The sequence below is a fragment of the Geomonas diazotrophica genome, assembly GCF_018919385.1.
In the GTDB taxonomy this organism is placed as follows: domain Bacteria; phylum Desulfobacterota; class Desulfuromonadia; order Geobacterales; family Geobacteraceae; genus Geomonas; species Geomonas diazotrophica.
This window is the reverse complement of the sequence record NZ_JAHLMF010000016.1, coordinates 79,384-94,634: the sequence shown is the minus strand read 5'-3', so window position 1 is coordinate 94,634 and position 15,251 is coordinate 79,384. Positions and strand designations below refer to the sequence as shown.

Genomic DNA, 15,251 nt, shown 5'->3' with positions numbered 1-15,251 from the left:
CGCGTCGGGCGACTCGCACACCGCGTCGGATAACACGAACACCGCTCTGGGTAACACGCACACCGCGTCGGATGAGTCGTATGTCGCGTCGAGTGACTCACCTTGTCCGTCCGGTGACTCACACACCGCGTCCGATAACACGAACACCGCTCTGGGTAACACGCACACTGCGCCGGGTGAGTCGCATGCCGCGTAGTGTGAGTCGCACGCTGCTTCGGATAACACGAACGCCGCTCTGGGTAACACGCACACTGCGTCGGGTGAGTCACATGCCGCGACGGGTGAGTCACATTGTGCGTCGAGTAACTCGCACACCGCGCCACACCCCTTGGGCGACGTGGACACCGCGATGATGACTGGTTGGCCGCACCTTGTGCATCTTTTGTGGTAGCCGTTTTGCAGTGTTGTTCAGATAAACTGCCAATTTTTAATTGTTTTATTGTCTTGTTTCACGTGGAACATGTGCCCGGAGAAGAGGTGGGGCACATAAAGCTTTCGCAGTAAACGGAGTGAAGTTTGATAGTTTATGATAAGAAATATGATGTGATCGTTGTCGGTGCCGGTCATGCCGGGTGCGAGGCCGCACTGGCCGCAGCCCGTATGGGGTGCTCGACTCTCATGCTCACCATCAACCTGGACGCCATCGCCTTGATGTCCTGTAATCCGGCTATCGGCGGATTGGCCAAGGGACACCTGGTCAAGGAGATCGATGCGCTCGGCGGTGAGATGGGGCGCAACATAGACGCGACCGGCATCCAGTTCCGTGTTCTCAACACCAAGAAGGGGCCCGCGGTGCGCGCCTCCCGCGCCCAGGCCGACAAGCAGATGTATCGGCTGCGCATGAAGCACGTGATGGAGCAGCAGGATGACCTCGACCTGAAACAGGTGGAAGTGACAGGAGTGGTTATCGAGGGTGGGGAGGTGGTAGGCGTCGATACCCGAGGCGGCGTCCGCTTCCTGGGCAAGACCGTCATCCTGACTACCGGCACCTTCATGCGCGGCCTCATCCACATCGGTCTCGTCAATTATCCGGGCGGCAGGGCAGGGGATCTGCCTTCCATCGGCCTTTCCGACGGCCTCAAGGATTGCGGCTTCGACGTCGGCCGCCTCAAGACCGGCACGCCGGCGCGCCTGGACGGCAGGACCATCGACTTCGACAGGCTCGAGAAGCAGTACGGCGACGAGAATCCGATCCCGTTCTCCTTTTCGACCGAGCGCATAGAGCAGCCGCAGGTTCCCTGCCACATCGCCTATACCAACCCCAGGTCTCACGATATCATCCGCAGCGGCCTGGACCGCTCACCGCTCTACGCAGGGATCATCGAGGGGATCGGCCCGCGTTACTGCCCGTCCATCGAGGATAAGGTGGTGCGCTTCCCCGAGAAGGATCGCCATCAGACCTTCATCGAACCGGAAGGGCGGGAAACGGTCGAGGTCTATCCGAGCGGCATGTCCACCTCGCTTCCCATCGATATACAGTGGGCCTTCTACCGGAGCATCGAGGGGCTGGAGCGGGTCGAGATCATGCGCCCGGCCTACGCCATCGAGTACGATTACGTCAACCCGATCCAGTTGCACGCCTCGCTGGAGACCAAGCTGGTGCACAACCTCTACCATGCAGGCCAGATCAACGGCACCTCGGGTTACGAGGAGGCCGCGGCACAAGGGCTCATGGCCGGCATCAACGCGGCCCTCAGGGTACAGGGGAAAGATCCCCTGGTACTCGGACGCAGCGAAGCCTATATCGGGGTGATGATCGACGATCTGGTCACCTTGGGCACCAAGGAGCCGTACCGCATGTTCACCTCGCGGGCGGAGTATCGTTTGTTGTTGCGCGAAGACAACGCGGACCTCCGCCTGAGGGAAAAGGGGCACGGGATAGGGCTGGTGAAGGAGGAGGTGTATAGCTCCTTCCTCGCGAAAAAGGAATTGATCGAGTCGGAACTGGTGCGTCTGTCCAAGGAAAGACTGGCTCCTTCGGCTGCCGGTGAAGATCTGCTGGAGGAATGGGGCTTGACGGGAATGCAGAACGCGATCAGCTACGAGCAGTTGTTGCGTCGCCCCGAGTTCACCTGCCAGGATCTCTCCAGGGTCTATCCGGCCATCATGGATCTGCCGGAACAGGTGCGCGAGCAGCTCGAGATCCAGATCAAGTACCAGGGCTACATCCAGCGCCAACTGGAGCAGGTCGACCGCTCAGCCAGGCTCGAGAGCACCAGGATCCCCGACGACATGGACTACGGCACCATCTCCGGTCTTTCCGCAGAGGTGCGTGAGAAGCTCGCCCGCTTCCGTCCCGATACCCTGGGACAGGCTTCCCGCATCCCGGGAGTCACGCCGGCCGGTATCACCATCCTGTCCATCGCCCTGAAAGCGAGGTATGGCCGATGAACCAGCATGCCAAGGACCTCTTGAAGAAAGGCGCAGTGGAGCTCGGTCTCGAACTGACCCCGGTACAATTGAATGCCCTCGACCTCTTCGCAGAAGAGCTGAAAAAATGGAACAGGAAGATCAACCTCACCGCGATAACCGATGACGAGGGCATTGCGGTGAAACACCTGGTCGACTCGCTGAGCCTGCTGAAGGTGGTGCGCGGGCCGGGGCGTCTACTGGACATCGGCTCCGGCGGCGGTTTTCCCGGCATCCCGGTGAAGTTGGTGCACCCGGATCTTGAGATCGTCTCCGTCGATGCGGTGGTGAAGAAGATCAGTTTCCAGAAACAGGCGGTACGTCTGCTGAACCTCGGCGGCTTCGACGCGCTGCACGTTCGTGCCGAGACCCTGGCGGCGCAATACGCAGGATATTTCGACTGGGTTGTGTCCCGCGCTTTTTCGGATATACCTTCCTTCGTTGCCATGGCGCTGCCGGTTCTGAAAGATGGCGGACGCATCGTGGCCATGAAAGGGAAGAGCGCCGCCGAAGAGGTCGCCGCCGCCGAAGCCGAACTGGAAAAACTTGGCGTCAGGGTGGAGTCCAGGCACGATTTCAATCTTCCCTGCTCCGGAGACGCCAGGTCGCTGGTTGTCCTCGCTGAAAAATAATTAACATTTGTTAATTTCGCCTGAAACGAGCAAGAAGGGGCGCGGAAGCCGTTTCGTTCATAGAAGCAGGCCTGTGGCTGTCCTTGGTCGAGAAAGGCGGTTTTAGGCGGCAAAATGGCAGCCTAAATTTTGTGCAACTCGCCTCGAAAATCGGTGGGGAGGTGCTGCCTGCTGGTGCGGCTCCCACCCCCCCCGACCCTCTCCGGAGGTAGAGGAGGATGGACACGAGAACCTGCAGTTGAGAGGACGGAGGTCGGCCTGAACTTTACCTGGCAGCGCGCCAATAGGGCCAAGCATTATTTTGACTTTTTATCTCTTTATATGTTAGAAATAAAAACTTTTTTTGTTTACGACGGCAACTTCACCTGGAAGAAGGGGGATGACAGACATGCATCACTTTCAATACAAGGGTGACGAGCTCTTCGCGGAAGAGGTCGCGATACAGGACATCGTTGCCAAAGTAGGCAGCCCCGTCTACATCTACTCCCGGGCCACCCTCGAGAGACACTTCAAGGCCATGGATAGCGCCTTTGCCGGCGCGCCCCACACCATTTGCTACTCGGTCAAGGCGAACTCCAACCTTGCCGTCCTCAGGACCTTCATAAACCTGGGGGGAGGGGTGGACATCGTCTCGGGCGGAGAGCTCTACCGCGCGCTGGCCGCCGGCGTCGATCCTAAAAAAGTGGTTTACTCCGGTGTGGGAAAGCGGGACGATGAGATCGTCTACGCCCTGCAGACCGGGATACTCCTCTTCAACGTGGAATCGGAACAGGAACTGGACCGGATCAACGAGGTGGCTGGTCGTCTGAACAAGAAGGCCGGCATCGCCATCCGCGTCAACCCCGACGTCGATCCGGAGACCCACCCCTACATCACCACCGGGCTCAAGAAGGCAAAGTTCGGCATCAACATCGAACGTGCCCTTGGGCAGTACCAGCGCGCCAAGGGGATGAGCAACGTGGAGATCCTGGGCATCGACTGCCACATCGGCAGCCAGCTCACCAAGGTCTCCCCCTTCGTCGATGCCATCAAGAAACTCAAACGCCTGTTAGCCGGCGTCAGAGAGATGGGCGTCGACATGAAGTACCTCGACCTGGGTGGCGGGCTCGGCATCCAGTACAACGACGAAGCGCCACCGCTTCCCGCGGACTACGGCTTCTCCATCCTGGAGGAGACCCGTGACCTCGGGCTGCATCTGCTCTTCGAGCCAGGGAGGAACCTAGTAGGCAACGCCGGCATTCTGGTCGGCAGATGCCTCTACACTAAACAGGGCGAGGAAAAGAACTTCGTCATCGTCGACGCGGGGATGAACGACCTGGCCCGCCCGGCCCTGTACGGCTCCTTCCACGGTGTACGACCGGTAATCAGGAACCAAAGCGGCGTCATCGAGGGGGACATCGTCGGCCCGATCTGCGAGTCCGGCGACTTCCTGGTCAAGGATCGCGAGATTCCGAACTTCCAGCAGGGAGACCTGATGGCGTTCATGTCGGCAGGCGCCTACGGCTTCACCATGAGCAGCAACTACAACAGCCGCCCAAGGGTTGCCGAGGTCATGGTCGACGGTGACAAATTCGAGGTCGTGCGCGAGCGCGAGACGCTGGAGGACCTGGTAAGAGGCGAGAGCGTACCGTCGTTTCTGTAACAGGACATGCCACTCCCCCGGAGGGGGAGGAACCAATAATTACGAAACTGGCAATTTTCAGAGTTACCCATAAGGAGGTAGACCATGTTTCACGGAAGTATCGTTGCCATCGTGACCCCGTTCAACAACCACGCGGTGGACGAAGAAAAACTGAGGGAACTCGTCGAGTTCCAGATCGAGAACGGCACCGACGCCATCGTGCCCTGCGGCACCACCGGTGAGTCCTCCACCCTCAGCTACGAGGAGCACGACCGGGTCATCCAGATCGTGGTTGAGCAGGTCAACAAGAGGGTGCCGGTCATCGCTGGTACCGGTTCCAATTCGACCCACGAGGCCATCGAGATCACCAGGCACGCCAAGGAACTGGGCGCAGACGGTGCACTGCTGGTAACTCCTTACTACAACAAGCCTTCCCAGGAAGGTCTCTACCGTCACTACATGGCGGTCGCCGATGCCGTGGCGCTCCCCCAGATCCTGTACAACGTACCGGGCCGCACCGGCGTGAACCTGTTGCCGGAGACCGTGGCGCGCCTGGCCGAGCACAAGAACATCGTCGCCATCAAGGAGGCGACCGGCTCGCTGCAGCAGGCTTCCGAGGTGCTGGCGCTTTGCGGGGACAAGCTCGACGTCCTCTCCGGTGATGACTTCATCACCCTCCCCATCATGGCAGCGGGTGGCAAGGGGGTCATCTCCGTGACCGCCAACATCATGCCGAAGGAAGTCTCCTCGCTGGTCGACGCCTTCAACGCCGGGAACCTGGAGGAGGCGAGGAGGCTGCATCTGTACCTCCTGAAGATCTCCAACGCGATGTTCATCGAGAGCAACCCCGTTCCGGTCAAGGCCGCCGTTGCCCTGATGGGCAAATGCAGCGACGAGGTGCGCCTGCCGCTGGCCCCGCTCATGGATGCCAACAAGGCGAAGCTCGTGGCCATCATGAAGGAATACAAGCTTATCTAACGAGGACTGTCCCTCTCACCTGGGGGGCTTTCAAAGCGGGCGAATGTTATTCGCCCCTACAGTTATCGTAGTGTCGAAAAAGATGGGGGGTGTAGGGGCGAATAATTATTCGCCCCAACCCTGGCGCCTCGCGGGGGAGCCCCGTTATTAATTAAAATGGAGAAACCAATGGTTAAAATAGCTGTTTGCGGGGCAGCCGGACGGATGGGCGGCCGCATCATCGCCGCCATCAAGGAGTCCGAGGGTGTGGAACTCTCCGGCGCCCTGGAGCGCCCGGGCCACCCGATGGTGGGGCAGGATGCCGGTTACAACGCTGGGCTGGGCGCCATCGGCGTCCTTATCAGCGACGATTTGAACGCAACGGTACAGGGGTGCGACGTCCTGATCGACTTCACCGCTCCCAAGGTATCCCTGAAAAACCTCGAGGTCTGCGCCCTTTACAAGAAGTCGATCGTCATCGGCTCCACCGGGTTCACCCCCGAGGAGCGCGCCCTGGCGGCGGAGCTTGCCCGCGAGATCCCGGTCATCATCGCCCCCAACATGTCGGTGGGCGTCAACGTCTGCTTCAAGGTCCTGGCCGACGTGGCCAAGATCCTGGGCGAGGACTTCGACGTCGAGATCGTCGAGGCGCACCACCGCCTGAAGAAGGATTCCCCCTCCGGTACCGCGGTACGGATGGGCGAGGTGGTGGCCGACGCCCTCGGGCGCGACTACAACAAGGTCGCCAACTACCACCGCGAGGGGATCTGCGGCGAGCGCACCCACGACGAGATCGGCATGCAGACCGTGCGCGGCGGCGACATCGTCGGCGAGCACACCGTCTACTTCATCGGCATGGGCGAGCGCATCGAGCTCACCCACCGCGCCCATACCCGGGACATGTTCTCCCGCGGCTCGGTGCGCGCAGCCAAGTGGGTGGTGACCGCCAAGCCCGGCGTGTGGGACATGCAGGACGTGCTGGGGCTGAGATAAGAGATCAGGCGGACAACGGCCGCCGTAGAGTTTAATTTCGGAGGAAATACGTGGCAAAGATAAACGATAACTACCTGAAACTGAAAGCGGGCTATCTCTTCCCGGAGATCGGGCGCCGCGTGCGTGCCTTCGCCGCAGCCAACCCGGAGGCCAAGGTGATCCGCCTGGGGATCGGCGACGTGACCCGTCCCCTGGCCCCGGCCGTCATCAAGGCGTTCCACGAAGCGGTGGACGACCTGGCCACCGTCGAGAACTTCGCCGGCTACGGCCCGGAGCAGGGGTACGACTGGCTGATCAACGCCATCATCGACAAGTCCTACAAGCGGCTCGGCGTCGACCTGAAGACCGAGGAGATGTTCATCTCCGACGGCTCCAAGTGCGATTGCGCCAACATCCTGGACATCTTCGCGCTGGACAACGTCGTCGCCATCGGCGACCCGGTCTACCCGGTCTACAACGACACCAACGTGATGATCGGCCGCACCGGCGAGGCGGACGAGAAGGGGTACTACAAGGGGATCGTCTACCTTCCCTGCACCGAGGAGAACGGGTTCATCCCCGCGCTTCCCACCGGCAAGGTCGACATCATCTACCTCTGCTTCCCCAACAACCCGACCGGCACCGTGGCCAGCAAGGCGGAGCTTAAGAAGTGGGTTGACTACGCCCTGGCCAACGATGCCGTGATCTTCTACGACGCGGCCTACGAGGCCTTCATCACGGATCCGAGCATCCCGCACTCGATCTACGAGGTGGAAGGGGCCAAGAAGTGCGCCATCGAGTTCCGCTCCTTCTCCAAGACCGCCGGCTTCACCGGCGTGCGCTGCGGCCTCGTGGTCGTGCCGGAAGAGGTGATGGGAACCACCGAGAACGGCGAGAAATACTCCTTCAACAAGCTCTGGCTGCGCCGCACCACCACCAAGTTCAACGGCGCCTCCTACCCGGTGCAGAAAGCGGCCGCCGCGGTCTACTCCGAGGAGGGGTGGAAGCAGAACAAGGAGATCATCGACTACTACATGGAGAACGCCCGCATCATCCGCGAGGGACTCGCCGAGGCCGGTCTCACCGTGTACGGCGGCGTGAACGCTCCCTACATCTGGCTCAAGACCCCGAACGGGCTCTCCTCCTGGGACTTCTTCGACAAGCTCCTGAACGAGTGCAACGTGGTGGGTACCCCCGGCAGCGGCTTCGGTCCCGCCGGCGAAGGATACTTCCGCCTCTCCGCCTTCGGCAACCGCGACAACGTCATCGAAGCGGTCGAGAGGATCAAGAAGAACCTCAAATAACAGCGGCAACGCAGGCAACAAAAAGGCGGCTCCCAATCGGGAGCCGCCTTTTTTTATGTCAATTTCACCTCTCCCCCCCTGGGAGAGGTTTGGGGTGAGGGCGTTGCCAAAGGGAAGAAATCCACTATGGCAGAACCCTCACCCGGCCTTCGGAACGTGGGCTCAGCTGTGCACCTTGAGCATCCTGGTCAGCTCCCGGCAGAACGCGGGGAGATCGTCGGGCTTTCTCGAGGTGATCAGGTTGCCGTCGACCAGCACCTCGATGTCCTGGTACAGTGCCCCGCCGTCGCGCAGCTCCGGAGCGACCGAATCGTAGCAGGTGGCCTTGCGTCCCTTGAGCAGGTCGGCGGAGATCAGGATCTGCGGGCCGTGACAGATGGCCGCAACCGGTTTGCCGGAGGACATGAAGGCGCGGGCGATCTCCTGCACCTCAGGCATGTTCCGGATGGCGGCAGGCGCCTTCCCCCCCGGCAGCACCAGGACCGCGTACTCGGCCGGGTTGATGTCGGTAAACAGCTTGTCTACGGGGACCTCGTAGCCGTGCTTGCCGTGAATGGCGCCGGCTTTCGCGGAAGCGACCACCACGGAGTACCCGGCCTCGCGCAGCCGGTAAAGGGGAACGAGCAGCTCGGTATCCTCGAAATTGTCCGCGCTTAACACCAATGCTTTCATGAATCCTCCGCTCTCCTGGGTTGATAAGGCAGGCTCCCGAAGGGGCCGGTACGACGGACACAGTTTACCATGCGCCTGGCGAAAGGCATCGCGGCGAGTAAAAAAAGCTAATGATCGGTGGAGGGTCGTTTTCTAAGGAGGGGCGGGAAAAACTGCTTATTTCATAACGGTGTAGCCGCGCTTGGCGTCCCAGCGGTAGCCCTTGCCGCTCCAGATCGCCTCGATGGTCTTCCAATCCAGCCCCAGTCCCTTCATCTCTTCGCAGATGTAGTAGGCGGGCATGATCTCGTCGTCGTCGATACGGCCGTCCCCGTTGCTGTCGGCCCAGTGGTAAGACCCTATGTGGATCGAACCGTTGCCGCCGACGGCTTCGGTCCGGTTCGAGGAGCCGATGTTGTGGATGACGATCTCCCCCTTGAGCGCGGCGTCCTTGCCGGGATTGAAACCGGCCGGGACCTGGAGGGTGAAGGAGAGGGTGACGGGGGTGCCGCCGTTGGGGACCAGCCACTTAAGCTCGGTGTCGGTCGAGGAGGCGGGGGGGAGCGAGTTGACCAGGCGTGCGCCCGCCGGGAGTTTTTCCCTGAGGATGAAGCCGAAGGGAGCGGTGGCTTGACGCGCCACCTTGATCTGCACCGGGAAAACCTCCCCGGGAGCGGCGAAGCGCGGCACCCATCGCGAGGCACTGGGGGGAAGGGGAGGCTGTCGCAACAGGAAGAACAGGAGCAGGCCGGCCAGGGCAGCAGCAACGACGGCAAAGACCGCGATCCTGGCGCCTTTGGAAACGGGAGGCGGAAGCTGCGGCTCAGCCTCCTCCGGTTCGGAAGATTCCTGGCGCAGGACCTCCTCGAGCGGCACTTCGAGGGCGTCGGCCAGCTTCTGGGCGTTGTCCCGCTTGATGGAGGGGTAGCGGTTGTTCTCCCAGCGCGAGATGGTGTCGGTGGTCACTCCGACCACGTTGGCCACGTAAAGCTGGGTGAGTTTCTTGGTCTCCCGTATGTTCCTGATCCGGGTGCCGTCGATGGCCACGCTGGGGAGGGGGACCTTTTCGTTTTTGTCGTTGGTTTCCACCATTACCACGCTCTCCGCGAGGGTAAAAACGGATCCTTCCCGGAGCGGGACGACCCGACATGGCCTCCACTGGACCCGACATCGGGTGGTATTGCTATAGATGTCGATACCGGGGGGGGAGACGAGATGCTATTTTTACCACAGTTCGGCAGCAAAAAACTCAAAAAGAAAAGGAGCACACCATGAAAAAAGTATTCGTAGCAGCGGCCCTCGTCGTCTTCGGTGCCGGAGCGGCCTTCGCCGCCGACGTCATCACCCTGCCCGCCAAAAACGGGAACGTGACCTTCAACCACAAGAAACACCAGGAAGCGTTGAAGGACTGTAAGGTCTGCCACGAGAAGGGACCGGGCAAGATCGAAGGGTTCGGCAAGGACTGGGCGCACAAGACCTGCAAAGGGTGCCACAGCGACAAGGGTGCCGGCCCCACCAAGTGCGCTGACTGCCACAAGAAGTAGTCGGCACGACCAGCACACGCCGTTCTCCACCAGGGACGGCACAGGCGGCTCTCCTACGGAGGCCGCCTTTTTAGTTTTTCCGAAACTTTAAAAATCCAGCAGGACGTCGCTGGTACCCCCTCCCGTCAAGGGAGGGGGAGAAGTCGGCCACGCAGGCCAAAGACCGCGCCTTGCCATCTCGTGCTACTGCGCGAACAGCTCGTCGATGGCGTCGAAATCGAGGCGTTCCTCCGCCAGGGACCGGATCAGGTCCAGTTTCTCGGTGTCCTTGGCGGTCAGCTTGGAGACGTCCTCGGTGATGATCTTGTAGATATCGGTGGTGGTCTGGTTGGTACGGAAATAGGGTATGTTGCTGCGGTCCACGATGCGCTGGGTGATGTTGCTGACCGGGGCCTGGCCAGAGATGATCAGCCCGGCGATGAGCGGGTGGAATTCCGGCATCTGGTACAGGTTGGCGATGGTGACCAAGAGCTCGTCACGGCTGCTGGTCACCAGCAAGAGCGATGAATCGCTCAGCATCTCCGTCACCCGCTGGGTGGAAGCAGCACCTATCTGCACATGATGGATGATGCGCTTCACCTCGCGGCGGTTGCCGTACAAGGGGAGGTCGAGCAGACGCGCCACCCTCCCAAGGGAAGGGTTCGCCAGCACCGGCTTGTAGTCGAAGCCGCCCAGGACCGAGAAGGGCTGATCCGCGAAGGCGCGGGTAAGGTAGTCCAGCATGGTGTCACGCTTCTCGGTGAAGAGCTTGTTCACCAGGACCCCGCGCACGTCGGCCCCTTCCAGCTTGAACAGCGCCGTGTTCATGGCGAGGGTGTCGATGACGTTCCCCACCCCTCCTCCGCTCAGCATCAGGACCGGTGCGTCCAGCATCTTGGCGATCCGCGCGTTGGAGAGGCGCAGCACCGTCCCGACCCCGGGATGCCCGGACCCCTCTATGACGATGAAATCGCAGTGCTTCTCGAGTTCGGCGAAGCTGGTCATGATGCGGTCGGCCAGCTCGGGGAGGTTCAGCTTCCCGTCGATGGCCTCCCGGGAGGTTTCCGGGTAGACGACCACCGGCGACATGTAGCGCAGGTCCTTGGACAGGCCGAATACCTGCGCCATGAGGGCGGCGTCCTTGTCCACCGGGATGCCGCGCAGGACGGTGGGTTTAGGCCCCAGCGGCTTCATGAAGCCGACCCGCCCGTACTTCTTCTGGGCAAGGTGCAGCAGTGAAACGCTGATGGTCGTCTTACCGATGTTCTGACCCGAAGCCGCTACGAAAATCTTCCTGGCCAAGGCTGCCCTCCGCGAATCACATTGGCATAGTGTAAACGAGATGCACATGATCGTATCGAAGGGACGGCTTGTCAAGCCGAAAGGGGGGGGAGGGCGATTGCGGGAAGGGGAAAGTTGATGTATCTTAAGCGGTGCCAATGTCTGGGGGCGACCATGGATGATGACGATCTGAGCAAACGGCTGTTCCATTATACCGAGGCGGAGGAGTTCGCCAACCGTTGGACCCATGGCGTGGGGCTCATGCTCAGCGCGGCCGCCGCGGCCGCCCTGATCGCCCTCGCTGTCCGCATCGGCGAGATGGCGCGCATCGTCTCGGCATCGGTCTACGCAGGCGCCATGCTCCTCTTCTACGCGGTTTCGACCATCTATCACAGCGTGAGAAGGCCGCGCCTGCGCTACGTGTTCCGCATCCTGGATCATGCCTGCGTCTACTTCATGATCGCCGGAACCTACACCCCCTTCGCCATGGTGACCCTGCGGGGGGCGTGGGGATACTGGCTGCTGATCACGGTATGGGGACTGGGGACGGCGGGCGCCTTCATGAAGCTGTACACCGCGCACCGGCACCCCTACCTCGGGCCGATTCTCTACCTGGGGCTTGGCTGGCTGGTGCTGGTCGTCATCAAGCCGCTTGCCGCATCGCTCGCCCCGAACGGGCTGCTGCTGCTCTTTGCAGGGGGCGCGGCCTACACCCTCGGCGTCCTCTTCTACCTCTGGGACCGCCTTCCTTACAACCACGCCATCTGGCACGTTTTCGTGCTGGTGGGGAGCGCCTTCCACTTCCTGGCCATCTTCTGGTACGTAACGCCCGGCGGGCGTTAACAAGGTCCCGGGTCACCGTTCCAGGTGCCAGGGGCATTTGGTGAGGATCCGGGTGAGCGCGTAGAAGTAGACCTCCGCCCGACCCTGCATGTGCCGGCAGTATTCGGGGTGCGGCTGCCGGGCTTGCCCGGTCATGTCGTAGTGGGTGGCATGGCAGCCGCCGGCGCAGTCGTAGCGCAGCCAGCACTCATGGCAGGGGAGCTGGCTGTCCACCTCGAACCCTTGCAGGGACTGGTGCAGGGATAAAGTCCCCTGTCCGGTCTCCCCCATGGCGAAATCGGCCCGTTCCACGAAGGCGATGCAGGGGAAGACCTGGCCGCGGCTGTTGATGGCGAGCGTGTTGGTACCCGCGCCGCAGGGGCGGGTGAAGCGGTTGGCGCGCCTGATCCTGTTGATGCTGTCCAGAAGGTTCGAGACGAAAGGGATGTCGCGGGTGCTCTTGTAGCTGGCGATGTAGTCCACGTAGTAATCCACGAATTCACGCAGTTCGTCCAGCTGCCGCTTTGGGGGTACGATCAGCTTCTCGTAGATGGGGTTTTGGCGGTATCCCGGTTCGTGGCAGTACTCGAGCTGGATGCGGCCGACCCCCAGGGTGGTGAGGTGGCGGAAGGTCTCCAGGTAGCTGTCGGAAAACGTGGTGAGCGTTGCCCTGATCCCGAGCAGTTTCGGGTTGGGGAAGCTCCTGACGTTGTTGACAATCTGCTGCCAGGTTTCCTCGCCGTACTTCCCGGGACGCTGCAGGTCGTGGATGCGCTGGCTCCCGTCGAGACTGACCCCAACCTGGGTGAAGTAGCGTGCCAGGAACTGCGCGGCCTGCCCCTCCAGGAGGGTGCCGTTGGTGTCCAGGGTCAGGTAGAAGTTTTTTCCCAGGCGCGCCTCGTGTTTCAAAAGCTCCCCGGTGATCTGCTGCAGGACCGGAAAATCGAGCAGCGGCTCGCCGCCGTAGAAGTTGATGAAGATCTTTTCGGCGCTTGAGTGTTCCACCAGGGACACGATCAGCTCGGTGGCACGGCGGGCCGTGTTCCACCCCATGAGGTGTCCCGGCTTCCCGAACGTCCCGCCGCGGTTCCAGCAGTAGCAGCAGGCCATGTTGCAGGTCTGGGCGAGATAGATGGAAAAGGTCTGGTAGCTGTTTTCGGCAAAGGAATCGTCCTGCTGCTGCGGGGCAGGGAGCGGGACCGCCAGCTCGCGTGTGAAAAGGGCGAGCAGCTCGGCGTAGAGCGCGTCCTCCTCGGGAGTAAGCGGCTGCGGCGGCGCGGTGCCGGGTGCGGGCGGGCCTTCTCCCCCCCCGAGCGGAAACAAATCCCGGATCAGCCGGGCTGCCAGCGGGCTGACCTGGTAGAGCTTTGCGGAGCTGCTGAAGAAGAGGTAGTTCTCTCCTCCCTGCTCGAAGGCGTGGTAGTCGCTCATGGCGTTTCTCCGGCTGGGTCGCTGGTCATAGCCTCTCGCTGTAGACCAGCAAACCGGTCGGCACCATCCGGATCGAGTACTTGCGGTCCAGATCGACGATGAACCAGACCCTGCCGGAGTGCTGCACGTTGAGTCTTGCCGCGGGGGAAAGCGCAGAGCCGTTGGCCTCGAACTCCTGCCGCACGATGTGCGGAATCTCCCCCCGGTCCAGTTCCCCCGCGTGCTCCGGCGACAGCGAGAAAACGTACATGTCGTTGGTCGGCAGGGTCATGCACACGTTGTTGTAGGCCCTGAAGTTCTCCATCTGCTGGGATGTGATGCAACTCGCAACGATCTGGTCGGGCGACCAGCACTGCGCGCTCCGGGTTGATGCATCCCCGCCCCCCTCCGAGACGAGTTTCAGGTGCCTGCTGTCGCCGTTCTCCCCACCCGTTTTTTCTTCGGCCATCGCTCTCTCCTTTCATTGGATAGCATCCGGGTGCGGAGGGCCGTCTTGCCGCGCCACCGGTAGTCAGCGACTCTTCACGACTGCGGTCATCGCAACTCCGCATACACAGCGAGGCGCGCGGCGATCGATCTGACCGAGTAGGAGGAGGTCTCATCGGCGATCTGCCACAGTTTGCCAGGGTCTTTAACCGATACCGCGGCAGCCGGACTCAAGGGAAGGCTCAACAGCTGCAGCCGTTGGCGCAGCAGGGGGGGCAGGATCCCGCGGTCCAGCGCCTCGGCATGTTCGGGGGGAAGGGTGCAGACCGGGCTCTCGGGCAACACGGGTCCCGGACCGACGGCCGCGGGGAAGACCGTGTGCTGTGCCTCGGTGGTGCAGTTCTGGGTGGCCTGGATGGAGTCGATGCAGACCAGCTCGGGGCTCCTGGCGTGCGAACTCCCCCCCTCGGAGATGAGCCTTATATGGGAGGTGCTTCCGGTTTCGTGGTGGTGCAGGTCGTGGAAAGGGTCCTTCATGAGTGAATCTCCTCTGCCTCAACCTTTAATGGAGAGCCTGGCAGCCCGGTTCCTGTCGTGCCATGTGAAGCGCGCCAAGTCAGGACAGGTAGTTGGCGGCCGACAGATGATAAGCGGGGAGTCCCGAGCGAGTTCATTATCTCGAAAAATTAGAGTATGTCAATGTTGCGGGCGGGGTTCTAATTGATTTTCTGCTTAGGGGGCTGGCATGAAAGCGGCGGAGGCCGTGGCCCCCGCCGAGGGTGGATCGGGCGGGAAAGGAGCTACTTTTTATGACACTCGTTGCACTTGGTGGGCCCTTTGCCCTTGTCGGTGTGGCACCCCTTGCAGGTGCTGTGCGCCCAGTCCTTGCCAAGGGCCGCGATCTTCCCTCCCTTGTCGGTTTCGTGGCAGTTGGTGCACTTCATCTCCGGCATGTCCTTGTGTTGCTTGTGCGGGAAGGTCACGTTGCCGTTCTTCGCCGGGAGCACCACCACGGTCTCGTCAGCGGCATAGGCAAACCCGGCGCAGAAAAGCGAAAGAACGGCTGCTGCAATGGCTCTTCTCATGTTTTCGTCTCCTTTGGGCCTGTAATTAGACGGTACGCAAAAGAGGATACCCGTTCGCCCAGTTATTGCAACGCCCCCCGGATTCTTAGCTTGACAAAAGAGGAGGTGTCATTAGAAAGTGGCGGAGAATCAAGGGA

At 61.4% G+C, this 15,251-nt stretch carries 15 protein-coding genes; 8 read left to right on the top strand and 7 right to left on the bottom strand.

The features are described 5' to 3' along the window. Nucleotides 1–516: 516 nt before the first annotated feature. The 6 genes from mnmG (at nt 517) to KOM00_RS17155 (ending at nt 7,895) form a co-directional block, all read left to right on the top strand. Complete coding sequence (gene mnmG / locus KOM00_RS17180; RefSeq protein ID WP_216500144.1) at nt 517–2,391, top strand: tRNA uridine-5-carboxymethylaminomethyl(34) synthesis enzyme MnmG; 1,875 nt, start codon at nt 517–519, stop codon at nt 2,389–2,391. Continuing rightward, nucleotides 2,388–3,041: a 16S rRNA (guanine(527)-N(7))-methyltransferase RsmG gene (rsmG, locus tag KOM00_RS17175; RefSeq protein WP_216500143.1), complete on the top strand. Its 654-nt coding sequence runs from the start codon at nt 2,388–2,390 to the stop codon at nt 3,039–3,041. The genes mnmG and rsmG overlap by 4 nt, the downstream gene beginning before the upstream one ends. Before the next feature lie 388 nt (nt 3,042–3,429). Further along, entirely contained in the window at nt 3,430–4,683 is a 1,254-nt protein-coding gene (gene lysA / locus KOM00_RS17170) for a diaminopimelate decarboxylase (protein WP_216500142.1), read from the top strand. An 84-nt stretch (nt 4,684–4,767) separates the two neighbouring features. Then, entirely contained in the window at nt 4,768–5,640 is an 873-nt protein-coding gene (dapA, locus tag KOM00_RS17165; RefSeq protein WP_216500141.1) for a 4-hydroxy-tetrahydrodipicolinate synthase, read from the top strand. 168 nt (nt 5,641–5,808) lie between these two features. After that, nucleotides 5,809–6,612 (top strand): 4-hydroxy-tetrahydrodipicolinate reductase, encoded by an 804-nt coding sequence (gene dapB / locus KOM00_RS17160; protein ID WP_216500140.1) that lies wholly within the window; start codon nt 5,809–5,811, stop codon nt 6,610–6,612. 50 nt (nt 6,613–6,662) lie between these two features. Continuing rightward, entirely contained in the window at nt 6,663–7,895 is a 1,233-nt protein-coding gene (locus tag KOM00_RS17155) for an LL-diaminopimelate aminotransferase (RefSeq protein WP_216500139.1), read from the top strand. Between the two features lie 162 nt (nt 7,896–8,057). On the opposite strand, the gene KOM00_RS17150 is transcribed toward KOM00_RS17155, so the two are convergent. Further along, complete coding sequence (locus tag KOM00_RS17150) at nt 8,058–8,567, bottom strand: type 1 glutamine amidotransferase domain-containing protein (protein WP_216500138.1); 510 nt, start codon at nt 8,565–8,567, stop codon at nt 8,058–8,060. Between the two features lie 156 nt (nt 8,568–8,723). Beyond that, on the bottom strand, nt 8,724–9,638 hold the full coding sequence (locus KOM00_RS17145) for a helix-turn-helix transcriptional regulator (RefSeq protein WP_216500137.1): 915 nt from the start codon (nt 9,636–9,638) through the stop codon (nt 8,724–8,726). A 179-nt stretch (nt 9,639–9,817) separates the two neighbouring features. Between KOM00_RS17145 and KOM00_RS17140 the strand changes: the two genes are divergently transcribed. After that, complete coding sequence (locus KOM00_RS17140) at nt 9,818–10,090, top strand: cytochrome c7 (protein ID WP_216500136.1); 273 nt, start codon at nt 9,818–9,820, stop codon at nt 10,088–10,090. Nucleotides 10,091–10,273: 183 nt separating this feature from the next. Here KOM00_RS17140 and KOM00_RS17135 read toward each other — a convergent pair whose 3' ends face one another. After that, nucleotides 10,274–11,371, bottom strand: a complete 1,098-nt coding sequence (locus KOM00_RS17135) for a phosphotransacetylase family protein (RefSeq protein WP_216500135.1) — start codon at nt 11,369–11,371, stop codon at nt 10,274–10,276. Between the two features lie 153 nt (nt 11,372–11,524). Here KOM00_RS17135 and trhA point away from each other — a divergent pair, with 153 nt between their 5' ends. After that, complete coding sequence (gene trhA / locus KOM00_RS17130; RefSeq protein ID WP_216500134.1) at nt 11,525–12,193, top strand: PAQR family membrane homeostasis protein TrhA; 669 nt, start codon at nt 11,525–11,527, stop codon at nt 12,191–12,193. Between the two features lie 12 nt (nt 12,194–12,205). Here the strand turns inward: trhA and KOM00_RS17125 are convergent, their stop codons facing one another. The 4 genes from KOM00_RS17125 to KOM00_RS17110 form a co-directional block, all read right to left on the bottom strand. Next, entirely contained in the window at nt 12,206–13,603 is a 1,398-nt protein-coding gene (locus KOM00_RS17125; RefSeq protein ID WP_216500133.1) for a radical SAM/SPASM domain-containing protein, read from the bottom strand. A 25-nt stretch (nt 13,604–13,628) separates the two neighbouring features. Then, on the bottom strand, nt 13,629–14,051 hold the full coding sequence (locus KOM00_RS17120; RefSeq protein WP_216500132.1) for a hypothetical protein: 423 nt from the start codon (nt 14,049–14,051) through the stop codon (nt 13,629–13,631). Nucleotides 14,052–14,137: 86 nt separating this feature from the next. Then, nucleotides 14,138–14,566 carry a hypothetical protein gene (locus KOM00_RS17115; protein WP_216500131.1) on the bottom strand — a complete coding sequence of 143 codons (429 nt, stop codon included), beginning with the start codon at nt 14,564–14,566 and terminating at the stop codon, nt 14,138–14,140. Between the two features lie 263 nt (nt 14,567–14,829). Then, the gene (locus tag KOM00_RS17110; RefSeq protein ID WP_216500130.1) at nt 14,830–15,114 is read right to left on the bottom strand and encodes a cytochrome c7; all 285 of its coding nucleotides are present in this window, start codon (nt 15,112–15,114) and stop codon (nt 14,830–14,832) included. Nucleotides 15,115–15,251 lie beyond the last annotated feature (137 nt).